A 22,244-nucleotide genomic window follows, 5' to 3' on the forward strand; every position below is an offset into this window, starting at 1 on the left:
TCGGTTCGGTTTTGGTCGGCCAGTAATGACGGTTTAGTAATCCTCGACGTTTAGCGCGCGGGACGATAACGGATTCGGAAAGCGATATGGCCGAAAAGACAAGACATCGCTTCGGCGTTCTCGATAGCCTGCGCGGTGTATGCGCATGTATGGTCGTAATCTACCACTTTCAAACGAGTGGATACGTTAGCAACACTGCGTTGATCCAGAACTCGTTCCTGTTCGTTGATTTCTTTTTTGTTCTGAGTGGCTTTGTGATTGCAGCCAGTTATGGCGATAAACTTGCGAACGCATTTTCGATCAAGCGATTTATGCTACTTCGTCTCGGCCGTATCTATCCGCTCCATTTCGTGGTATTATTAGTTTGGGTTGCTTTCGAGATATTCGTGCTTTGGGTGCCACGGCCTTCGGGTGAAATTGCGTTTACCGGAAATTACCAAGTGAAGGCGCTTGTCGCTCACCTGTTTCTTGTCCAGCCATTCTTTGGAGAAGATTTGGTATCGTGGAACGGTCTTGCTTGGAGCATTGCGGTCGAGCTCTGGGCGTATCTTATTTTTGCTTTCGGGTTTCGATTTTTGGGGAAATGGATTGTTCCTTTCGCCATCGTTTTGGCGATTTCTTGCACCATTTACCTTCCATTCGTCACCGACCGGTATTTGAACGTCTTTCACCACGGTGCGTTCGCGCGATGCCTGATAGGGTTTTCGCTTGGGGTTGTGATGTTCTACGCCTATCGGCGGTTTCCGTTCGATCCGAGACGTTCAACCGCGACCGTGCTTGAAATAGCGGCCGTGGTAGGCACAGCTACGATGATCGCCTTTGCCGGCGCCGGGCCATTCTCTCTGTTAGTTCCTCCGTTGTTTGCGATCGTCATTATAATATTTGCGCAGCAGTCCGGACTCGTTAGTAATTTTATGCTGCTGTCGTTCCCGCAATTCTTAGGCAAGATTTCATATTCTATTTACATGGTTCACATGTTTATTGTTTATCGGGCATATAATATGTTCGCTGCGATACAAAATCGCACCGGTGATAAAGATATTCTCCAGAAAGTTCACGGAAAACAGACAGTCGGTGCCACACCCTTGATGGGGGACGCGTTTACTTTGGGAATGCTGGCCGTGGTGATCATCGTGGCCTATATAAGTTATTCTCTCGTCGAAGCGCCGGCAAATGAATGGACGCGTCGAAAGCTTCTTCGACGAGTGCCGAGTGCCGCTGTTTAATCATCCAGCCTGACTTGGGCACGTGACCATCGTATAGCGTGCCCGCGGACGGCGGATGACCGCGGGCGCACCATTCCAAACGGCTGGCGCAATCGATTTTCCGCCAATCGGCTTGCCACCGTCCGCTTAGACCAATCCAGCACTACCAGCCTATTTACTGAGCGCAGCCCTGATAGCACGCCGCTTCGGCGCCACCGCGTCCGGCTGGCCGGTGAACTCATGCTGTCCCCAACTGCCGAACCGGCCGGTTGGCCCAGTCGTATTGTACAGCATGATCGGACCGGTATGGACGGCGCGCAGGTCGGCCAGATAGCGGTTGTAGGCGGCTTCCATCAGCGGGCTGCGCTGCATCTGCTCATTTACAGCCGCGTTGGCATCGGTCGAGATGTTGCTTTGGCCGCCCTCGTAGATCATCGACAGCTTGCCGTGGCGCTTTGCGGCCTGGGCCACGAACGTAGTCGTCTGGATCGCCGCCAGCCGTGCCTTTTCCAGCCGGGCGAATAGTTGCGACTGCGTTTCACCGATACGTGCCGGTTTGTTCAGTTCGGCCACCCCGAAATAGGGCGCATCGGCGATCGCATCGACCCATTGCGCGGTATCACGGAAGTCCAGGAATTGGTCGATGCCGCGGACATTGCCGGACTGGAACGAGGCGACGCGCACGAGCCGGGCGGGCTGGGCCTTGAAGACGTCGGTCAGGATCTTGTTTTGCTCGACCGTCTTCTCGGCATAGCGCAGCATCGTGTTGTCCCATTTGTTCGGGGACAGGTTCTTCGCGATACCTTCGTTCAGCGCCTGCGTCGTGACCTTGAACATCCAGTTCCAGACCTCGTTTCCGGTCTCGAAATAGGCCTTGCCCTTCAGCGTATCGCGAATAAGCGTCGCCATGCGCCGGATGTAATCGTCATCGGCGTTCCACGGAATCGTGAACCACGCATCGCCGCCGATCGCATTGGCGATCTCGATCTGGTCCTCCAGCGGCTGATCGCCGGTAAAGGTGCCCGAGCGCTGGCGATTGGGCAGCGAGCGTGTTGCCCAGCTGATCGGCGCGTTGCTGTTCGCTGTCGACCAGTCGAGGAAGCGGACGACGCTGTAGAGTTTCATGTCGTCGACATAGCGCTGGTCGAGCCGGCCGTTCGCGACGACGCCGGGCTCGCGACAGTCGAGATCGCGGAACGTGCCGTCGCTTCCCGACAGATCGAACCAGACGCCGCCATGCTTGCCCGGAGGTCCCGCAGGTTTCCATACGAAGCTGATCGTGCGCGTATCGCTCCTGACCCAGTTGGGCACATTTCCGTTCACGAAGGCCGCGCCCTTGCCTTGCCACGTACAGGTGATCCTGGTCGCCTTGCCGAGAAGCACGTCGTTCGGCGCCTGGAGGAAGATACGCCCGGCGGTCTTCGGGTTGCCATACTGGTTGAGGCCGCCGACGACGTTCATCCATTCGCTGGCCCGGTAGGCGAGGTTCGCCCAGATCCGCTCCGTTCCGTAATAGCTTACCGGCACCGCGCTGACGCCGATCTGCCCGGGAAGCGAACCCTTGCTAGGACTTGGCGTTCCGGAAATGATCGTTCCCTTAGCCGCCGGTGTCGGCACCGAACCCTGGTTTACGACCGTCAATTGATTCGCCGCCTGGTCATTGCTCACGCACTTCTTCTGGCTGGTGAGTCTTAAAGACGACGTGATCGTTCCGCAGCCGGAAGCCGTCTGCGCCTGCACGAAAACAGCGACGCACACCAATGCGCCAGCCGCAATATATACCCTCATGGGCGTCCTTTCTGGGAGCATATCGCCGAATGACGATTAACCTGCTTTGGTCGATGTTGCGATGCAGCGCAAAGGCGGTGCGTCGTATCGACGGACCAGTACGACGAGTTGATTTTATACAATTTTATTCGGCCCGTGCAGTCTGGCCAGGCGGTGAAACCACGGGGCGTGCAGAGCGGACCGTAACCGACTGTGCGGGAACGCGATCAATGTCGCTGGTCCATAGGTGCATCAAGGCGAATTGCGGAAGATCCGCACCGGTGGCCAGAAAAGATCCTGCGCTTCGAACTCATCGGCCGACGCGCCAATTTGGCGGAAGGGGTGGGATTCGAACCCACGGATACTTGCGCATCGGCGGTTTTCAAGACCGCTGCAATCGACCACTCTGCCACCCTTCCGGCGCGTCGATCGCTTAATCCGGTTGCGCCGCTTTGTGCAAGCGGTGCGACCGCCGGGGGTTCATGCGGGTCGAGCGGTGTGGCAGGGTCCCCGGATGCAGATGACATTGAAGATGAAGCGTTGGATCGGCGTCGTGGCGGCCGCAATGGTTTGCGGGTTCGGCAGCGGACGGGCGGTGGCGCAGGAGGAAGCGGGATTCCAGGCCTATCTGATCCAGCTTCGCGCGCAGGCGATCGCGAAGGGCGTCAGCGCCCGGACGCTCGATATGGTGCTGCCGACATTGACGTTGAACACCCGCGTCATCGAACTGGATCGCGCGCAGCCCGGCGGAAGCCCGGCAAACCCGAATGCGAGCATTCCGGCTTTCGCGCCGTATAAAGCGCAACATGTCGGCGCGGCGATCATCGCGCGCGGGCGCAGCGCGTATCAGTCGCAACGTTGGCGGTTGCAAAAGATCGAGGACCAGACGGGCGTTCCGGAATCGGTCATGGTCGCGATCTGGGGACATGAAACGAGCTACGGCGTGGTTATGGGCGGATTCGACCTGCCGCGCGCGCTGGCTTCGCTTGCGTATGAGGGCCGGCGGCGGCAATTGTTTGCGGACGAGTTCATCGCGGCGATGCAGATGGTCGATCGTGGCGTCCCCGTCTCGCAACTGAAAGGAAGCTGGGCGGGCGCGACAGGCGGGCCACAGTTCCTGCCATCGGTCTATCTGCGTCTGGCGAAGGACGGAGATGGCGACGGGCGTTCCGATATCTGGACCAGCCCGGCGGACACGCTCGCCTCGATCGGCAACTATTTCACCAGTGCCGGGTGGCGCGCCGGCCAGCCCTGGGGTCTGGCAGTTACGGTGCCCGCGGGGTTCGATCGGTCGGGGATCACCAATCGACTGGTTTCGCCGCGATGCGAGCGTGTCTTCGCGCGGCATAGCGGGTGGAAGACGATCGCCGAGTGGCGCGCGCTTGGTATCAGCCCGGAAACGCGGGTCTGGCCCGACGACCGCGTGATGGCGACGTTGATGGAACCCGATGGCCCCGGAAAAACCGCTTATCTGCTAACCGGAAATTATCGGGTTATCCTCGATTACAATTGCTCGAACTTTTACGCTTTGTCGGTCGGGCTACTCGCGGATGCTGTCGAACAGTAGAATTGGTTATGGCTGCATTGTGATCGCCGCCGCGTGCGTTGGTGGGGCGGGGTATGCCGGCGCATTGAACTTCGCGGATACTCCGTCGATGTCGGGGCTGGCCACTGGCATTGGACAACCTGCCGCCGGTTCGAAGGTCGCGCCGCGCGCGCCACGGGACGCGCAGGCTGCGGCACCGAATCCAGTCGGCGCGAGTTATGCGCTGCCGTCCACTCCTCCAGAAGCACGCGTACAAAACTCCGACTTGCCACCGGATATTGCCTCCGTCGAAGGACCGCGCGGGACATCGGGGCAGTCGCAGCGTTATGACACGGTCGGCTATGCGACCTGGTATGGCGAGGAAATGCAGGGGTCAGACACGGCGTCCGGTCAACCCTTCGATCCGGCTGGCATCACGGCCGCACATCGCACGCTACCGCTCGGATCGATCGTCGAAGTCACTGCGCTGGATACGGGGCGGACGATCCTGGCGCTGGTCAACGATCGCGGGCCCGGACGGCCGGATCTGGAGATCGACCTGTCGCGCGGCGCGGCGCAATCACTTGGCGTTACCGGTGTCGCGCCGGTTCGGATCCGGCGGGTCACCGCCAATTCTCCCGACATCATGGCGCTGCGGGGCGGGCAGGCGGCATCACGGCGGATCGATGCGCCGCAAGCGCTGCTTGTGGCATTGCGTCGGAAGTTGCCGGTACGGGCGGGGGTCGCCATTGCATCGAAGGGGCGGTTCGATGCTCCCGCACTTCCGGTATCGCCGCCTTCTCGCGAAGACCGCATTGGACAGAACGCTGGAACGCCAGCCGCCACGGTCGCACCGAACGCTGGATCGAACCAGGCCAGCTCCGCCCCGGGCGCGTTCGTACAGGTCGCGGCGTTGTCGCATGAGGGCAGGGCGAAGGCGCTAGCGACCATGCTTCACGGGCGCGTGCACAGGGTCGGTACGATCTTTCGCGTGCAGATGGGGCCGTACGCAAATGGCGCTTTGGCGAAAGCCGCGCGTGACGACGTCGCAAGGCGGGGCTATGGGGATGCTCGGATCGTACAAACGAACTGAATCACCCCAAGCGTCACGGATTTTCGATGAAGAACCTGCCGATCAAGAAACTGCTCGCTGCCACCATCCTTACGCCTGCTTTGGTGCTCGCCAATCCGGGGATTGCGGCCGCGCCCGATTTCCCGACGCCGGCCCCGGTCGCCTATCTGACCGACCTGTCGACCGGCGCCGTGCTGTTCTCGAAGGATGCGGACCGCCGCATGCCGCCGGCATCGATGGCCAAGATGATGACCGTCTATGTCGTGTTCGACATGCTGAAAAAGGGCGAGTTGAAGCTGAACCAGACGTTCCCGGTCCGTCCGGAAACGTGGCAGCGCTGGCATGGGCCCGCGGCGGGATCGACCATGTTCCTGTCGACCGGCGAGAATGTCAGCGTCGAGAATCTGCTGAAGGGCATCGTCACGCTGTCGGGCAACGACGCGTGCGTCGTGATCGCGGAGGGGATTTCGGGGACCGAAGCCGCATTTACCGATCGGATGAACGAAGCCGCCAAGCGGCTGGGGCTGTCGAACAGCCATTTCGGAACGTCGAATGGCTGGCCAGACAACGGCGTGACCTATGTCACCGCGCGCGATCTCGCGAAGCTGGCGGCGGCGACGATCCAGGATCATCCCACGCTGTATAAGAAGTTCTATTCGCTGCCGAACTTCACCTGGGGTAAGACGCTGGGCGCTGGCGCGGACATCACACAGGCGAACCGCGATCCGCTGCTCGGCCGCGTTGCCGGTGCGGATGGCTTGAAGACGGGGCATACGGACGAGGCGGGGTACGGCTTTACCGGCTCCGCGATCCAGAATGGCCGTCGCCTCGTGATGGTGATGGCCGGGCTGACCAGTTCCAACCAGCGGATCGAGGAGTCGGTCCGCTTCATGGATTGGGGGTTCCGCGCATGGCAGGCCAAGCCGATCGTCAAGAAGGGCAAGAAGGTCGAGACGGCGGACGTCCAGCTTGGTGACGCGGCGACGGTCGGGCTCGTCGCGCCGACCGATCTGGCGATTACGCTGCCGTCGGGCGCATCGCCTGAATTGCAGGCGCGCGTCGTGTATGACGGGCCGATCAAGGCGCCGATCAAGGCCGGTCAGCATATCGCCGATCTGGTCGTGACGTCTCCCGGCCTGCCGTCGCAGAGCGTTCCTTTGGTCGCCGAGAACGATGTCCAGGAAGCCGGGTTCTTCGGTCGCGCCTGGGCCGGCCTCATGGGTCTGTTCGGCGGGTGAGGGGTCGCTTCATCTCGCTGGAAGGCGGAGAGGGAGCGGGCAAATCCACGCAGGTGCGCAGGCTCGCCGAGGCATTGGCCTCGCGCGGGATCGAGACACTGGTCACGCGGGAGCCGGGCGGCAGCGATGGCGCCGAGGCGATCCGCGGCCTGTTGATGTCGGGCGATGTCGGCCGGTGGAGTCCGCATAGCGAGGCGCTGCTGTTCGCCGCCGCGCGGGCCGATCATGTCGAGACACGGATCCAGCCCGCCTTGAGCGCGGGCGTCTGGGTGATCTGCGACCGGTTCATCGACAGTAGCCGCGCTTATCAGGGCGTGGCCGGCGGGATCGACGATGCAGCCGTGCTTGCGCTGCACGGCTTTGGCTCACGCGGGCTTTTGCCCGATCGCACTTTCGTGCTGGAAGTGCCGGTCGAACAGGGGCGCGCCCGTGCCGAAGGACGCGACGGCGCGGCGGCGGACCGGTTTGCAGCGCGCGGCGACGATTTCCATCGGGCCGTAGCGGCGGCTTTCCGGACTTATGCGGAGCACGAGCCGGACCGCGTCAGGCTGATCGACGCATCGGCCAGCGCGGACGCGGTGACCGAGGCGTTGATTACCGGTCTCGCCGATATGCTGCCATGACCCTACCGTTGGGGAATGACGATGCGCATGCCGCATTTGCGGCGGCGATGCGTAACGGCGCGTTGCACCACGCCTGGCTGTTCGCCGGACCCGAAGGCGTGGGGAAGGGCACGTTCGCGCGGATCGCGGCGCTGCGTCTGTTGGCGGAAGGCGCCGCGAAGGCCCCGCTTCCGCCGGGTTTCGACGTACCCGCCGACAATTATACGCGCAGCCTGATCGCCGCGGGATCGCATCCCGATTATCGCGAGCTGGCCCGTGCGCCGAAAGATGCCGACAAGCCGGGGCAGGATCTGGCCCGATCGATCCCGATCGCGCAGGTCCGCAGTCTCCAGCCGCTATTTGCGGTCACGCCGAGCATGTCGTCGCGGCGGGTGATCGTGATCGATGCGATCGACGATCTCGAGCGCGCAGGGGCCAACGCGTTGCTGAAGAATTTGGAAGAACCCCCGCAGGGCACGATCTTCCTGTTGATCAGCCACGCACCCGGGCGGTTGCTCCCGACGATCCGCTCGCGGTGTCGCTTGCTGCGTTTCGAGTCGCTTGACGAGCCGACGATGGAGGCGGTGTTGCGCACCCATCAGCCATCGCCACCGGATGCCGAGATAGACGCGCTGGTCGCGGCCGGTCAGGGCTCGCCAGGGCGTGCGCTGGGCTTTGCGGGACTCGATCTGGCCGCGATCGATACGGCGATGCGGTCGATCGCAGCAGACGGCGATCCGAGCAACGCCCGACGCTCGAAACTCGCCAAATCGCTCGCGTTGAAGGCGGCGCAACCCCGCTACGAGGCGTTCCTGGACCGCGTCCCCGCCTTCATTGCAGCCGCTGCGCCCGGACGCCACGGTCAGGCATTGCGCACGGCGCTCGACAGCTACGATGCCGCGCGAACCCTCGCCGCCAGCGCGCGGGGATTGTCGCTGGATGCGCAGGCGACCGTCTTCGAGATGGCCGGTCTTGTCGCCGCGCTCGCGCCGCCGGTCGAGACGTCGCGCTGAGGCTTCAATTGCGCCCGGCCTTGCTTTAGGGATCGCGCATGGCCGAACCCTATTACATCACCACCGCGATCAGTTATCCCAACGGACGCCCGCATATCGGGCATGCTTATGAAGCGATCGCGGCGGACGCGATCGCGCGGTTCCACCGTCAGGCGGGGCGCGACGTCCGCTTCCAGACCGGAACGGACGAGCATGGCCTGAAAATGGTCCAGACGGCCCGCGACCGGGGAGTCGAGGTGGCCGATTTGGCCGCAGAAATGTCCGGACATTTCAAGGCAATGGATGACGCCTTGAATATCAGCTATGATCGTTTCATCCGGACCACTGAACCGGATCACCACCGCGCGAGCCAGGCGATCTGGCAAGCGATGGAAGCGAATGACGACCTCTATCTCAGTCGGTACGAGGGCTGGTACTCCGTCCGCGACGAAGCCTTTTACGACGAAAAGGAACTGATCGACGGGGAAGGGGGGGCAAAGCTCTCACCGCAAGGAACGCCGGTCGACTGGACCGCGGAGGAAAGCTGGTTCTTTCGCCTTTCCAGATATCAGCAGCCGCTGCTGGATCATATCGCGGCCAATCCCGATTTCATCCGCCCGGAAAGCCGCCGGAACGAGGTGGTCAAGTTCATCGAAGGCGGGCTGAGCGACCTTTCCGTGTCGCGAACGAGCTTCGATTGGGGCGTCAAGGTTCCGGGCAGCGACGGCCATGTCATGTATGTGTGGGTCGATGCATTGACCAACTATTTGACTGGCGCGGGCTATCCCGACGATATGGATGGGGTCACGAAATGGTGGCCGGCCGATCTGCATCTGATCGGCAAGGATATCGTGCGTTTTCATGCGGTCTATTGGCCGGCTTTCCTGCTGTCTGTGAAGCTGGCGCTGCCGAAGACGGTGTTCGGCCACGGCTTTCTGCTGCATCGCGGGGAGAAGATGTCGAAGTCGATCGGCAACGTGGTCGATCCGATCGAGCTTTCCAACGCGTTCGGGGTCGATGCTTTGCGGTACTTCCTGTTGCGCGAGGTGAGCTTCGGACAGGATGGCAGCTATTCCGCCGAAGCGATCGTCACGCGAGTCAACGCCGAACTGGCGAACAGCTTCGGCAATCTGGCGCAGAGGACGTTGTCATTCATCGCCAAGAATCTGGAGGGCGCCTTGCCGCAGCCCGGTCGATCGGACCCGGCGGATGCGGAATTGCTGGCCACGGTTCGTGACGCTACGACGATCTTCCGCAATGAATTCAGCGACCTGGCCCTCAGTCAGGCGATCGAGGCATGGATGCGCGGCGTCTTCGCCTGCAACCAGTATATCGATGTCCAGGCACCCTGGGCGCTTCGCAAGACCGATCCCGATCGCATGCACGCCGTACTCGGCACGCTCGTTCGCGCGATCCGCGATCTGGCGATCACGATCCTGCCGGCGGTTCCGGCGTCCGCCGGCAAGGTGCTGGACCAGATCGGCGCAATCGGGCGCGATCACGCGGCGTTGGACGATAGTGGTTGGTACGACATGCTGGCCGCGTCCGACTTCCGCATCGTCGCCCCGCAAGGCGTATTCCCTCGTCTCGAAGTTCCGGCGGAACCTGCCTGATGCTGGCCGACAGCCATTGCCACCTGAATTACAAAGGGTTGGCGGAGGATCAGCAAGCGGTGCTGGAACGGGCGCGGGCCCGTGGCGTCACGGCGATGCTGAATATCGCGACACGTGAAAGCGAATGGGACGACGTACTCGCCACCGCCGAGCGGGAGAGCGATGTCTGGGCGACCGTCGGTATCCATCCGCACGAGGCCGACAAGCACGCGCACATCGATACCGCCAAGCTGGTCGCACGTGCGCAGCATCCCCGCGTCGTCGGTATCGGCGAGAGCGGTCTCGACTATTTCTACGACCATAGCGACCGGGAACGGCAGCAGGTCAGCTTCCGCGCGCACATCGCCGCGGCGCGCGAGACGCAATTGCCTATCGTCGTCCATACGCGCGATGCCGAAGAGGATACCGCGTCGATCCTGCGCGAGGAGATGGGGAAGGGGGCTTACCCTTGCGTCATCCACTGCTTCACCGCGAGCGGGGCGTTCGCCGATATCGCGCTCGATCTCGGCTGCTATATCTCCATTTCCGGTATCGTGACGTTCAAGAACGCGAAGGATTTGCAGGAAACCGCGGCGCGGCTGCCGCTCGACCGGCTGCTGATCGAGACGGATGCGCCGTTTCTCGCACCCGTTCCACATCGCGGGAAGACGGGTGAGCCCGCCTTCGTCGCGGACACGGCGAGGTTCCTGGCGGACCTTCGTGGCGAGCGGCTGGAGGATCTGACCGAGGCGACGGCCCACAATTTCCACAGCCTTTTTGCCAAGACGCGATCGTGAGCGCCCGCGAATGAAGGCCCGCAAATGAAGGTTCGTATCCTCGGTTCGGGAACATCGTCCGGGGTGCCGAGGATCGGCAATGACTGGGGTGCCTGCGATCCCGCCGAGCCGCGCAACCGCCGGACGCGCGCATCGATCGTCGTCGAAACCAAGACGACGCGCATTTTGGTCGATACCAGTCCCGACATGCGCGAGCAGTTGCTGTCGGCCGGTATATCCGATCTGGATGCCGTCATCTGGACCCACGATCATGCGGATCATTGCCACGGGATCGATGATCTGCGGCAGGTATTTCACGCGCGGGGTGCGCCGGTTCGCGGGCTGGCGCGACGGGAGACCCTGGCGCCGCTGATGACGCGTTTCGCCTATGTTTTCAGTGGCCGCGCCGGATATCCCTCGACCGTCGCGGCAGAAACTCTGGCAGACGATATCAAGATCGGCGATATCCGCGTGCGCGCGGTCGATCAGCCTCATGGCAACATCCTCTCGGCGGGGCTACGGTTCGACGCCGATGGCACATCGATCGGATATGCGACGGATTTCCATGCGCTAACGGACGATATGCGAAGCCTGTATCAGGGTCTCGATATCTGGATCGTCGATGCGCTTCGGCGTTTTCCGCACCCGTCGCATCCCGAGTTGTCGGCCGTTCTCGGTTGGATCGAGCAATTGGGTCCGGCGCGTTCCGCATTGATCCATATGGACAATTCAATGGATTATAGGGCGCTGCTGGCCGAGCTGCCGGTCGGGGTCGAGCCCGGATATGACGGTCTGGAGATGGTCGCGTGACGGGCACCGGGTTCGATATATTCTACTTCGCGCTGATGCTCATCCTGCCCTTGTCCGCGCTGGCGGCTCGCCGATTGCCGATCGCGAGCACCCTGAAGATGGCGCTCGCGTGGATCGCGATCTTCGTCGTGCTGATGATCGTCGTGGGAAATTGGGGCCGCGTCGCGCCCGCGCTACAGCCGATCGCCGATACGCTGGGGATCAGCGATCAGTCGGTGTCCGGTTCGACGGTACGGATCCGGATGGCGGAGGATGGTCATTTCTGGGCGAACGTCAGCGTCAACGGAGTCCAGCGGCGTATGCTCGTCGACAGCGGCGCGACGACTACGGCGCTTTCGACGGATACCGCCGAGGCTGCGGCGCTCGATCTCAATGAAAGTATCGTGCCGACGATGCTCAATACGGCCAACGGGTCGGTCAGCGCGCAACGTGCGACGATCGGGACGCTGAATATCGGGAGCATCCAGGCAAAGGATCTGCCTGCGGTCGTATCACCGGCGTTCGGGGACACGGACGTGCTTGGCATGAACTTTCTGTCGCGGCTCAAATCGTGGCGCGTCGAGAACGACATGCTGGTTATGGAGCCCACGGGGCAATGACCCCACCCATCTTTCGCCGATCTGAATTTAACATAATGTATATTATCGGACTTTGATATGCAGCGTGAGGAAGCCCCCCCCATCGGATCGACGCGTCTATCCGGCCATCGGACGGCTGGTTGCGATCATGGCGCGGCTTCGCGATCCGGTTTCCGGCTGCGAATGGGATCGCTCCCAGGACTTTGCCTCGATCGCGCCGTACACGATAGAGGAAGCGTATGAAGTCGCCGACGCGATCGCGCGCGACGACTATGATGATCTGAGAGACGAACTTGGCGACCTGCTGCTTCAGGTGGTCTTCCATAGTCGTATGGCCGAGGAAGCCGGTCTGTTTGCGCTGGAGGACGTTGCCGCGAGCATCTCCGACAAGATGGAACGCCGCCATCCGCACATCTTCGGTGACGACGCCGCCGGCGGGCATCACCGGTGGGAAGAGATCAAGGCGGCGGAACGAGCGTCCAAAAGCACGAGCAGTGGCCCTGTCGGAGCGCTGGACGGCGTCGCTATAGGCCTGCCCGCGCTGCTCCGCGCAGAAAAGCTCCAGAAACGCGCGGCGCGCACGGGTTTCGACTGGCCGGACGCGGACGGGCCGCGTGGGAAGGTCATCGAGGAAATTGCCGAAATCGATGCTGCGTCCGAGGCCGAGCGCGAGGAGGAAGTCGGCGATTTGCTGTTTTCGGTCGTAAACTGGGCGCGTCACCTCGGGATCGATCCCGAGGCAGCCCTGCGCCAGGCCAACGCGAAATTTGAGCGTCGATTCAAGGCGATGGAAACAGAAGCTGGTGCCGGGTTTCAATCCCTCGATCTTGAGGGAATGGAGCGATTGTGGCAGTGCGCGAAGATCGACCCGGCAAAGTAACGCCGATCACCCCCCGCCATCACGCGCTGCGTTGCAGGAACCGTTCGTAGTCGCGCGGTGCCATGCGGACGTCATAGGCCGCACTGTCGCCCTCGACTTCCTGTCCCAGTACTTCGCCATGGGCGTGCAGCCATGCGGCCCCCGCCCCGTCGCCTGCATCCAGCGTGATGACGTAACGCCGATGTCCGGCGGTCAGCAAGGTCGCGATCGTGTCGAGCAGATCGGAGACCCCTTCCCCGTCCAGCGCCGAGATCGCCACGACGTCCTCACGCCGTGCAGCCTCACCGACCAGTTCGGTGCGGTCCTCGTCGCTCAACAGGTCGAGTTTGTTCCATGCCTCGATCCGCGGCGTGGTCTCGTCGACGCCGATGTCGCGCAACACCGCCTCGACATCGTCGCGCTGCGCCATCGTATCGGGGTGCGCGATGTCACGGACATGGACGAGCAGATCCGCGGAGATCACCTCTTCCAGCGTCGCCTTGAACGCCGCGACCAACTGGGTGGGCAGTTCGGACACGAAGCCGACCGTGTCCGACAGGATCGCTTTGTCGATACCCGGCAGGCTGATCTGGCGCAATGTCGGGTCCAAAGTTGCGAACAGCAGATCCTCCGCCACGACGTGCGCGCCCGTCAAACGGTTGAACAGCGTGGATTTGCCGGCGTTGGTATACCCGACCAAAGCGATGACTGGCCACGGCGCACGCTGGCGGCGATCGCGGTGCAGTCCGCGTGTGCGGCTGACCTGCTCCAGTTCCTTTTTCAACCGCGCCATGCGATCGCGGATCAAGCGCCGATCGGCCTCGATCTGCGTTTCGCCTGGACCACCGAGAAACCCGAAGCCGCCGCGCTGGCGCTCAAGATGGGTCCAGCTGCGTACGAGGCGGCCGGCCTGATAGTCCAGATGGGCGAGTTCTACCTGCAAACGACCTTCCGCCGTCGCCGCCCGTTCGCCGAATATCTCGAGGATCAGCCCGGTGCGATCGATCACCTTCGCCCCGAGTTCCTTTTCGAGATTGCGTTGCTGCACCGGTGTCAGCGCCGCATCGAAGACGACGAGGTCCGCCTCTTCCATTCTTACGGTCGCGGCGAGCATCTCGACCTGGCCGCTGCCGATCAGTGTCGAGGGACGCGGCTGGCGGACGCGGAACGAGACCTTCTCGACCACGACCACACCGATCGCCATCGCCAGCCCGGCGGTTTCCTCCAGACGCGCGGCGACGTCCCGCGAGGATATGCCATGCTCCGGAAAGACGACGACGCACCGGGCGCCGCGTGCGAATTCGTCCTTGTCGCGGTCGAAACCGCCGCCATTGTCGGTCGTTATGCTCAATCGTCCTCGCCGTCGGCCTGTTCATCGGCCAGATTAAGGGGGTGCGCCGGCTGGATGGTCGAGACGGCGTGCTTGTAGACAAGCTGCGACATGCCATCGCGCTGGAGCAGCATGCAGAACAGGTCGAACGCGGCGATCTGGCCCTGCAGCATCACGCCGTTGACCAGGAACATCGTCACATTGTCCTCGGACTTGCGCACGGCGTTCAGGAAAATCTCCTGCAGCAACGGCGCGCGCTTCTGCGCCTCTCCGATCGCGTTGACGATCGCGGCGACATCGACGCTACCCGACGGCATGATCGTGGAGATGGCATGCTTGTAGATCAGCTGGCTCTGGCCATCGCGGCGCAACAGTACCGAGAAGTTATCGAACCACGTCACGATCCCCTGCAGTTTCACGCCCTTGACGAGGAACATCGTCACCGGCGTCTTCGAACGGCGCAGCGCGTTAAGGAACAGGTCCTGAAGGGAGGTTTGCTTGTCGGCCATCGGTCGATCCTTTGTTATTGGCGGGAGATTGCCCGCTTGAGCGCCGTTTCCCGGCGTCGGATTGCACAGGTGCGTTGCCGTGCGGACCCAATCTAGGGTGCCAACCCCTGTCCGTCCATAAGCATGGGATAAAGGATCGTATCCGGACGAGACTTTATTCGACCCGACCGCGGACGATCAGTCCTCCCGCGTTTCCGTGATGCCCAGCAACTTCAGCTTACGGTGCAGCGCGGAACGCTCCATGCCGATGAAGTGCGCCGTCCGGGATATGTTCCCGGAAAAGCGCCGGATCTGGACGCGAAGATATTCGCGCTCGAACGTCTCGCGTGCCTCGCGCAGCGGCGATCCCATGATCGCATTGCCACTGCCGCCGATTTCGCCCGGATCGCCAAGCACTTCGGCCGGCAGCAGGTCCAGGTCGATCCGCCCGATCCGGTCGCCCGGCGCCATAATGATCGTCCGCTCGACGACGTTGCGCAACTGGCGGACGTTGCCCGGCCATTCGTAGCTTTGCAGCGCCACCATCGCATCGGGCGCGATTTCCGGTGTCGGAACGCGGCGTTCGGAGGCGTAATGCGCCATGAAGTGATGCACGAGCGCGGGAATATCCTCGCGCCGCTCCGCCAGGCCGGGGATCAATACCGGCACGACGTTCAAGCGGTAATAGAGATCCTCGCGGAAACGACCCTCGGCAATTTCCTGCATCAGATCGCGTGCGGTGGCCGATACGACGCGGACATCGACCTTGACCACGCGCTGGCCGCCGACACGCGTGAAACTCTGGTCGGTCAGGACGCGCAGGATCCGCGCCTGCGTCGTCACCGGCATGTCGGCGATCTCGTCCAGGAACAGCGTGCCGCCGTGCGCCTGTTCGAGCAGACCGGGGCGCACCAAACCGCCATGATCCTCGATCCCGAACAATTCCTCCTCGACCCGCTCCGGCGTCATCCGCGCCGCGCTGACGATGACGAAGGGCGCGTTGACCCGCCCGCTCCAGCCATGAAGCAGGCGCGCGGCAACCTCCTTGCCGACCCCTGCCCCGCCCATCACCAGCACCCGGCTGCCCGTGGCGGCGACCCGTTTCAACGTCGCACGAACGCCGTTGATCGCGGTCGAACTGCCCGTCAGATCGTCGTCACGGCCGGCGCTGGCGCGCAGCGTCGCGACCTCGCGGCGCAACCGCTCAGTCTCCGTCGCGCGTTCGACCATCAACAGCAGCCGTTCGGCCTCGAACGGCTTTTCGATGAAATCCACCGCACCGCGCCTGATCGCCGCGACCGCCGTGTCGAGGTTGCCGTGGCCGGATATGACCAGCACCGGGATGGAGGGATCGCGCCGCTTCATCTCGTCCAGCAGATCGAGGCCGTCGAGCTTCGAATCCTTAAGCCACACGTCCAACAGCACCAGCGAGGGCCGGCGTGTGGCAATCGCCTCGAGCGCGGCATCGCTGTCGGCCGCGGTGCGCGCCTGATAGCCTTCGTCTTCGAGAACGCCGGAGACGAGTTCCCGAATGTCGCGTTCGTCGTCTACGATGAGGATGTCGAGCGCCATGTTTTATGTCCGTATTCTGTTGAGGTCCGCCGGTCGGCGGTTATCGTCGTCGTCGCTGTCGGCATCCTTGTCGGTGCCGGTATCGAGCCGCGCGAGCGCCGCGGCGTCGAAGCGCATCGTCACGAGGGTCCCCCCGCCCTCGCGGTCGCCGAAGGTCATCGTCCCGCAATGCTCCTCCACGATCTTGTTGACGATCGCGAGCCCCAATCCGGTGCCCCGCGCCCGCGTCGTCATATAAGGTTCTACGATCCGGTCGCGCGCTGCCGGCAGGCCGACCCCGTTATCGGCGATCTGCACCGTCACCTGCCGCGCCGGATCCCCGGATAGCGTCATGATGATCTCACCATCCTCAGCATCGCGTGCCTCGATCGCCTCGACCGCGTTTTTGACGATGTTCGTCAGCGCTTGCCCGATCTGGCGTCGATCGCAGACGAGGTCCAGCGCATCCGCCTCCTGCTCCAGCGCGAAGCGGACGCCGGGATGCGCGACTTCGTGCAGAAACAGCGACTGCCTCGCAATGTCCACGATCGACTCGCGCTGGAACAGCGGCTTCGGCATCCGGGCGAAGGACGAGAATTCGTCCACCATCCGCCGCAGATCACCCACCTGCCGCACGATCGTTTCCGTCAGACGGGCGAACGTGCCATCGTCATTGGGCAGTTGCTTGCCGTACCGCCGCTGGAGTCGTTCGGCGGCAAGCTGGATCGGGGTCAGCGGGTTCTTGATCTCATGCGCGATCCGGCGCGCGACGTCGGACCAGGCTGCGCGACGCTGATCGAGCAATTGCTGCGTGATATCGTCGAAGGTCAGGATCGGGCCGGCATCCGCGCGCGCTATCCGAACGGCGAGCGTCCGCGCATCGCCGCGCGCATCGACCTCGACGATCGCGTCGCGTTGGTCGGTATCGATCAACGCCGCCAGTTCCGGGGCGATATCCGCCAGCTGCCGGCCGACCGGGCTGTCCGCGCCGGTGTTGAGCAATTCGGTCGCGGATCGATTGATCAGGCGGATCGTGCCGTCCTTGGCGATCGAGACGACGCCCGCGCTGACGCCGGACATGACCGCTTCGATCAGTGCGCGCCGGCTTTCCAGCGCGCCCGTCTGCGCCTGCAACTGATCGGTCATCGCGTTGAACGCATTGGCCAGCGTGCCGACCTCGTCGTTCGTCTTCGGCAACGGTACGCGCGCGGTCAGGTCGCCCGACGCGACCTTATGCGCCGCCGCGACCAGCTCGCCCACCGGCCGCACAAGCCGATCCGCGACGACGAGCGCGATCCACACCGCGATCCCGACGATCAGCAGCGACACGACCATCAGTGCCGCGTTGAAGCGCAGTTGCAGTGCGCGCGAACGTGTCTGCAATGCGCTGTAATCGGCGATGATCGCATCGCCGCGCTTCAACTGGACGGCAAGCCGATCCTCCACCAGCCGGGACGTGTAGAGGTACGTATCCTTGCCGTACGCCAGCTTGACCGCTGCCCCGACGCGCTTGCTGTCCGCGATGGGAACGACCTGCTCGCCACGATCCAGCCGGTCCATGACGTCGCGGCTGATGATGTTTTCGGTCGATCGTCCGTACGGATTCAGCACGATCAGCGGATTGGCCTCGCCCTTGCGGACGATCATCGCCTCGGACAGTTCGCGATTATAGGTTTGCAGGAAGAGCAATTCCTGGAAACGCTTGGATTCGATCGGGGTCGATTGCAGATAGCCGACCAGATCCGGCCCCATCGCGACGGCGTTGCCCTCGACACGTTCGACCTCGCGCTGGAAGTTTTCCTGCACCAAGGACCGCGCATTGCCAACCAACGCGGCCGTCCGCTGCGACGACCAGAATTCGACGCCGTACTGGAACAGCAGCGACGCGAAGATCACGACCAGCAGCGTGGGTACGGCGGCGATCAGCGAGAACATAGCGACGAGCTGGACGTGCAATCGCGCGCGCCCCCGATCGGCGACCGTGCTGCCCGCCGTACCGCGATCCGGCGACCTAGCAAGACCAGCAAGGCGATGTCGGGCAGCAAGTTCGCGACGAGGAGGAACGCGACCAGCGGCGGAGTCAGGATATTTTGCGACGGGCCGCTGGATCGCAGCAGGAAGTAACTGCCGACGGCGATCGCCAGCGCGACGCCGAGCACGAGCAGTTCGACGAAGGGCGTCACGCTGAACCGGCGGTTCGTCGCTATCGGGGCATCCATTATAGAGGCATCGGCCTTCATCGTGGCCGTACTACAACGCAATTGTGGCAATTAGAACACAGTTTAACGTCGATCTACCCCGTTACTGCCTCACTCGACCGTCCGGACGCAGGATCGATGCCCAGCGTATCCAGCCTTTTCCGCAGCGTATTGCGATTGATCCCCATCGCACGCGCCGCCCGGAGCTGGTTCTGGCCGTGCCGTGCCAGCATCGCTTCAATCAGGGGGCGTTCGACTTCGCCGATGATCCGGTCGTACAGCGTGCCATCATCAAGCACACCGGGCTCCTCGCGCGCCAGCCGCTCGATCCGCGCCTGCACCGCCGCCTCGATCCCCGGATCGCCGTCGAAAAGCGGCCGGGAGATCGTGGCCCCCAGCATCGATCGCACTTCCTCCGCATCGATCCGCTCGTCGCGCGCTAGCACCGCCATACGGCGCATGATATTCTCCAGCTCGCGCACGTTTCCGGGCCAGTCGTAATGCTCCAGCGCAACGATCGCCTGCGGCTCTAACTGCTTGCGCGGCAGACCGCTTTCGGCTGCGCGGTCGAGAAAGTGCCGTGCCAGCAGCGCGATGTCCTGCCGCCGCGCGCGCAGCGCCGGCAGCGCGACGGGCACGACGTTCAGACGATAGAACAGGTCCTCGCGAAACTGTCCGCTCGAGACCAGTCCCGACAGGTCCTTGTTCGTCGCGGCGACGATCCGGACGTCGGCGCGGATCGTCCGTGCGCCGCCCACCGTCGTGAACTCGCCCGACTGTAGGACGCGCAACAGCCTCGTCTGCGCCTCGATCGGCATGTCACCGATTTCATCGAGGAACAACGTGCCGCCTGCCGCCTGTTCGAACCGTCCCGCGGTTCGCGCCTGTGCGCCAGTGAACGCGCCGCGTTCGTGCCCAAACAGTTCCGCCTCGATCAGTTCGCGCGGAATAGCGGCCATGTTGATCGCGACGAATGGGAAGCGTTTGCGCGGCCCCAGATCGTGGATCGCCCGCGCCACCAGTTCCTTGCCCGTGCCGGATTCGCCCGAGATCAATACGGTCAGGTCGTTCGATACGACGCGCGCGATGATCCGGTACACGTCCTGCATCGCCGCCGAGCGCCCGATCAGCGGCAGCGTCGCATCGTCCTCGCCCACCGGATCGATCGGCCCGCCGCGATCGCGCGCCAATCCCCCCTGCACCGCGCGGGACAAGGCATCGAGATCGAACGGCTTGGGCAGATAGTCGTACGCGCCGACCTCCGTGGCGCGCACTGCCGTACTGAGCGTATTTTGTGCCGACAATACGATCACCGGCAGGCTGGGATGGTCCACCGTCAGCCGGGCGATCCGGTCCAGCCCGTTGCCGTCGGGCAGGATGACGTCGGATATCAGCACGTCCGGCATCGCGATCGCGAGTTGCACTTCCATCTCGGCCAGGGTCGCGACCGACGTGACCTTATGCCCTTCGCGTCGCAGCGATTGCGCGACGACGGTACGGATCGCGGCGTCGTCGTCCACGACCAGGATATTGCCCGTCTTGCTCATCCCAGCCTCATTCTCATTGCCCTCTCGGCAGCAGGATACGGAAGACGGTCGCCTCCGGCGAACCCTCACGCGTATATTGGATGATCCCGCCCATATCGCGCACTAGTTTGTCGACCAGGGCGAGGCCAAGCCCCTGCCCCTCCGGCTTTCCGCTGATGAACGGGTCGAACAGATGCTCCGCGATATCCGGCGGCGCGCCCGGCCCGTTGTCGATCACGCAGATCTCGATCGGCAGCGGGCGGCGCGGCCGGCCCGGCCCGGCGCTGACCGCCATGCCGTGGCGATAGGCAGTCGCCAGCGTCACGCGTGCGTCCGGCTGCCCAGCCATCGCTTCGCACGCATTCTTTAGAAGGTTCAGGATCACCTGCAGGATCGCATCACGATCGCCGAGAACCGGGGGCAGGGACGGATCGAACCGTTCTTCGATCGTCATGTTGGCGGCAAACCCGGCCAGTGCCACGCGGCGGGCATGGTCCAGCAGCGGATAGATGTTCTCCGGCACCAGCTTCAGGGGGCGTGTATCGGTGAAGTCCTGCATACGATCGATCAAAGCCGCGATCCGATCGACTTCCGTGACGATGAGCGTCGTCAGCTCCTCGCCTTCCGCGCTGCCACTGCGCCCCAACAATTGTGCAGCTCCGCGAATGCCCGACAGCGGGTTCTTGATTTCATGTGCGAGCATTGCGGCCGCGCCGACAGCGGCGCGTGCAGCGGATGCCCGGTCGGCGCTGTGGCCCATCCGGCGCGACGTGGCGGCATGATGCAAGGTGATCGTACGCCAGCCCGGATGATCCGCCACCGCCGCTTCGATGAAGTCCGCGCGTACGCGTCCGCCCCGGGCAAGCTCGATCTCCGTATCGAACGCGGCAAAGCCATGATCGTCGCGACTGGCGGGATCGCGTGGCGACCGCAAAATCGATGCGAGGGGTTGGCCCAGCATGGCGCGTTCGGACAGGTTCAGCAGCGTCTCGCAATCGGCATTCGCATGGGCGATCCGGCCGAGAGGATCGACGACCATGACCGCGACAGGAAGCGCGGCGAACAATTCGGCGAACCCCGGCCCCCGGATCGGTCATGCGGCGTGGATCACGCCGCGGCGCGGCTGCGGTACGGCGCGTAGAATTCAGCGAGCATCGCCTGCACGACTTTCGGGTCCGGTATCTGGTTTACCCGATTGCGGAATTCGGCCGATCCGTGAATGCCGCGCGTGTACCAGCCGATATGCTTGCGGGCCATGTTGACGCCGACCTCATTGCCATAATGGCTGAGCATTGCATCGTAATGTTCGGAAATAACGTCATATTGTTCTTCGAGGCTGGGATCCTCGATCCGCCGGCCGGTCGAGAACCACTCCATCACCTGCGCCAGGAACCATGGGCGGCCATAGGCGCCACGGCCGATCATCACGCCGTCCGCGCCGGATTGCTCCAACGCCGCTTCCGCATCCTCGATCGTGTTGATGTCGCCGTTCGCGATCACCGGCACATCGACGGCGTCCTTGACCTTCCGGATAAAGGCCCAATCGGCACTGCCCTTGTACATCTGGTTGCGCGTCCGCCCGTGCACGGCGATCAACTTTACGCCCAGATCCTGCGCGACCTTCGCGAGTTCAGGGGCATTCAAGCTGTCGTGGCACCAGCCCATTCGCATCTTCAGCGTGACTGGCACGGTGACCGCATCGACGACGCCCCGAATGATCGCAGCGGCATTGTCCAGATCGCGCATCAATGCCGATCCGGCATCGCCGTTCGTCACCTTTCGAACCGGACACCCCATGTTGATGTCGATGATCGCTGCCCCGCGATCCTCGCTCAGCTTCGCCGCCTCGCCCATTTCATGCGGCGTGCAACCGACGAGCTGCATCGACACCGGATCCTCGCTCGCGTGCCACGCCGCCTTTTGCAGCGACTGGCGCGTTTCGCGGATCGCTGCCTGGCTCGCGACCATTTCGGTCACGTTGAGGCCGGAGCCATAGCGACGCACGAGCGTGCGAAACGGCAGATCCGTCACCCCGGTCATCGGCGCAAGCACGACGGGGCGATCTATCCGGACAGGTCCGACCTGGATGGGGCTGAGTGTTTTCATATATGCCTGAAAAACGGGCAGTAGTTGAA

The 22,244-nt window shown here is 63.2% G+C and carries 18 protein-coding genes, 1 tRNA gene and 1 pseudogene; 11 read left to right on the top strand and 9 right to left on the bottom strand.

The window, feature by feature from the left end:
* The first annotated feature begins 86 nt into the window (after positions 1 to 86).
* Positions 87 to 1,226 (top strand): acyltransferase family protein, encoded by a 1,140-nt coding sequence (locus H5J25_RS09220; protein ID WP_202095813.1) that lies wholly within the window; start codon positions 87 to 89, stop codon positions 1,224 to 1,226.
* A gap of 150 nt (positions 1,227 to 1,376) precedes the next feature.
* Here H5J25_RS09220 and H5J25_RS09225 read toward each other — a convergent pair whose 3' ends face one another.
* On the bottom strand, positions 1,377 to 2,873 hold the full coding sequence (locus H5J25_RS09225; protein ID WP_225883463.1) for a hypothetical protein: 1,497 nt from the start codon (positions 2,871 to 2,873) through the stop codon (positions 1,377 to 1,379).
* Positions 2,874 to 3,303: 430 nt separating this feature from the next.
* Positions 3,304 to 3,391: transfer RNA gene (locus tag H5J25_RS09230), tRNA-Ser, on the bottom strand.
* Between the two features lie 95 nt (positions 3,392 to 3,486).
* On the opposite strand from H5J25_RS09230, the gene H5J25_RS09235 reads away from it, so the two are divergent.
* The 10 genes from H5J25_RS09235 to mazG all read left to right on the top strand — a co-directional run bounded on the left by H5J25_RS09235 (position 3,487) and on the right by mazG (position 13,037).
* Complete coding sequence (locus H5J25_RS09235; protein ID WP_202095817.1) at positions 3,487 to 4,539, top strand: lytic murein transglycosylase; 1,053 nt, start codon at positions 3,487 to 3,489, stop codon at positions 4,537 to 4,539.
* A 244-nt stretch (positions 4,540 to 4,783) separates the two neighbouring features.
* Positions 4,784 to 5,590, top strand: coding sequence for a septal ring lytic transglycosylase RlpA family protein (locus tag H5J25_RS09240; RefSeq protein WP_225883464.1), 807 nt, complete (start codon positions 4,784 to 4,786; stop codon positions 5,588 to 5,590).
* A 26-nt stretch (positions 5,591 to 5,616) separates the two neighbouring features.
* Positions 5,617 to 6,807: a D-alanyl-D-alanine carboxypeptidase family protein gene (locus H5J25_RS09245; RefSeq protein WP_202095821.1), complete on the top strand. Its 1,191-nt coding sequence runs from the start codon at positions 5,617 to 5,619 to the stop codon at positions 6,805 to 6,807.
* Entirely contained in the window at positions 6,804 to 7,430 is a 627-nt protein-coding gene (gene tmk, locus H5J25_RS09250; RefSeq protein ID WP_202095823.1) for a dTMP kinase, read from the top strand. The genes H5J25_RS09245 and tmk overlap by 4 nt, the downstream gene beginning before the upstream one ends.
* The gene (locus tag H5J25_RS09255; protein ID WP_202095827.1) at positions 7,427 to 8,422 is read left to right on the top strand and encodes an AAA family ATPase; all 996 of its coding nucleotides are present in this window, start codon (positions 7,427 to 7,429) and stop codon (positions 8,420 to 8,422) included. Before tmk ends, H5J25_RS09255 begins: the two co-directional genes overlap by 4 nt.
* A 38-nt stretch (positions 8,423 to 8,460) precedes the next feature.
* The gene (metG, locus tag H5J25_RS09260) at positions 8,461 to 10,014 is read left to right on the top strand and encodes a methionine--tRNA ligase (RefSeq protein ID WP_202090385.1); all 1,554 of its coding nucleotides are present in this window, start codon (positions 8,461 to 8,463) and stop codon (positions 10,012 to 10,014) included.
* On the top strand, positions 10,014 to 10,790 hold the full coding sequence (locus H5J25_RS09265) for a TatD family hydrolase (RefSeq protein ID WP_202090388.1): 777 nt from the start codon (positions 10,014 to 10,016) through the stop codon (positions 10,788 to 10,790). The genes metG and H5J25_RS09265 overlap by 1 nt, the downstream gene beginning before the upstream one ends.
* Before the next feature lie 24 nt (positions 10,791 to 10,814).
* The gene (locus tag H5J25_RS09270) at positions 10,815 to 11,579 is read left to right on the top strand and encodes an MBL fold metallo-hydrolase (protein WP_202090390.1); all 765 of its coding nucleotides are present in this window, start codon (positions 10,815 to 10,817) and stop codon (positions 11,577 to 11,579) included.
* On the top strand, positions 11,576 to 12,178 hold the full coding sequence (locus H5J25_RS09275; RefSeq protein ID WP_225883021.1) for a retropepsin-like aspartic protease family protein: 603 nt from the start codon (positions 11,576 to 11,578) through the stop codon (positions 12,176 to 12,178). Before H5J25_RS09270 ends, H5J25_RS09275 begins: the two co-directional genes overlap by 4 nt.
* Before the next feature lie 64 nt (positions 12,179 to 12,242).
* Positions 12,243 to 13,037, top strand: a complete 795-nt coding sequence (gene mazG, locus H5J25_RS09280) for a nucleoside triphosphate pyrophosphohydrolase (RefSeq protein WP_225883022.1) — start codon at positions 12,243 to 12,245, stop codon at positions 13,035 to 13,037.
* Between the two features lie 19 nt (positions 13,038 to 13,056).
* Here the strand turns inward: mazG and hflX are convergent, their stop codons facing one another.
* From hflX to dusB, 7 genes and pseudogenes are all read right to left on the bottom strand, one after another.
* Positions 13,057 to 14,367 (bottom strand): GTPase HflX, encoded by a 1,311-nt coding sequence (gene hflX, locus H5J25_RS09285; RefSeq protein WP_225883023.1) that lies wholly within the window; start codon positions 14,365 to 14,367, stop codon positions 13,057 to 13,059.
* A complete protein-coding gene (gene hfq, locus H5J25_RS09290; protein WP_202090392.1) occupies positions 14,364 to 14,855 on the bottom strand; it encodes an RNA chaperone Hfq in 492 nt (163 codons plus the stop codon). Before hfq ends, hflX begins: the two co-directional genes overlap by 4 nt.
* Positions 14,856 to 15,032: 177 nt before the next feature.
* Positions 15,033 to 16,406, bottom strand: a complete 1,374-nt coding sequence (ntrX, locus tag H5J25_RS09295) for a nitrogen assimilation response regulator NtrX (RefSeq protein WP_202090393.1) — start codon at positions 16,404 to 16,406, stop codon at positions 15,033 to 15,035.
* Positions 16,407 to 16,409: 3 nt separating this feature from the next.
* Positions 16,410 to 18,604: pseudogene (locus H5J25_RS09300) on the bottom strand (sensor histidine kinase).
* Between the two features lie 74 nt (positions 18,605 to 18,678).
* Positions 18,679 to 20,130, bottom strand: a complete 1,452-nt coding sequence (gene ntrC / locus H5J25_RS09305) for a nitrogen regulation protein NR(I) (protein WP_202090394.1) — start codon at positions 20,128 to 20,130, stop codon at positions 18,679 to 18,681.
* 13 nt (positions 20,131 to 20,143) lie between these two features.
* Positions 20,144 to 21,148 (bottom strand): two-component system sensor histidine kinase NtrB, encoded by a 1,005-nt coding sequence (locus H5J25_RS09310; RefSeq protein WP_202090395.1) that lies wholly within the window; start codon positions 21,146 to 21,148, stop codon positions 20,144 to 20,146.
* A gap of 68 nt (positions 21,149 to 21,216) precedes the next feature.
* Positions 21,217 to 22,215 (bottom strand): tRNA dihydrouridine synthase DusB, encoded by a 999-nt coding sequence (gene dusB / locus H5J25_RS09315; protein WP_202090396.1) that lies wholly within the window; start codon positions 22,213 to 22,215, stop codon positions 21,217 to 21,219.
* Positions 22,216 to 22,244: the final 29 nt, after the last annotated feature.

Origin of the sequence: Sphingomonas aliaeris, assembly GCF_016743815.1 — a bacterium.
Taxonomy (GTDB): domain Bacteria; phylum Pseudomonadota; class Alphaproteobacteria; order Sphingomonadales; family Sphingomonadaceae; genus Sphingomonas; species Sphingomonas aliaeris.

Bases quoted from the DNA above. Each gene is read 5' to 3' on its own strand.
- dusB (WP_202090396.1), bottom strand. From the start codon at position 22,215: ATGAAAACACTCAGCCCCATCCAGGTCGGACCTGTCCGGATAGATCGC.
- H5J25_RS09245 (WP_202095821.1), top strand. From the start codon at position 5,617: ATGAAGAACCTGCCGATCAAGAAACTGCTCGCTGCCACCATCCTTACG.
- ntrC (WP_202090394.1), bottom strand. From the start codon at position 20,130: ATGAGCAAGACGGGCAATATCCTGGTCGTGGACGACGACGCCGCGATC.
- H5J25_RS09270 (WP_202090390.1), top strand. From the start codon at position 10,815: ATGAAGGTTCGTATCCTCGGTTCGGGAACATCGTCCGGGGTGCCGAGG.
- hfq (WP_202090392.1), bottom strand. From the start codon at position 14,855: ATGGCCGACAAGCAAACCTCCCTTCAGGACCTGTTCCTTAACGCGCTG.
- ntrX (WP_202090393.1), bottom strand. From the start codon at position 16,406: ATGGCGCTCGACATCCTCATCGTAGACGACGAACGCGACATTCGGGAA.
- H5J25_RS09220 (WP_202095813.1), top strand. From the start codon at position 87: ATGGCCGAAAAGACAAGACATCGCTTCGGCGTTCTCGATAGCCTGCGC.
- H5J25_RS09255 (WP_202095827.1), top strand. From the start codon at position 7,427: ATGACCCTACCGTTGGGGAATGACGATGCGCATGCCGCATTTGCGGCG.
- metG (WP_202090385.1), top strand. From the start codon at position 8,461: ATGGCCGAACCCTATTACATCACCACCGCGATCAGTTATCCCAACGGA.
- H5J25_RS09235 (WP_202095817.1), top strand. From the start codon at position 3,487: ATGCAGATGACATTGAAGATGAAGCGTTGGATCGGCGTCGTGGCGGCC.
- H5J25_RS09265 (WP_202090388.1), top strand. From the start codon at position 10,014: ATGCTGGCCGACAGCCATTGCCACCTGAATTACAAAGGGTTGGCGGAG.
- H5J25_RS09310 (WP_202090395.1), bottom strand. From the start codon at position 21,148: ATGGTCGTCGATCCTCTCGGCCGGATCGCCCATGCGAATGCCGATTGC.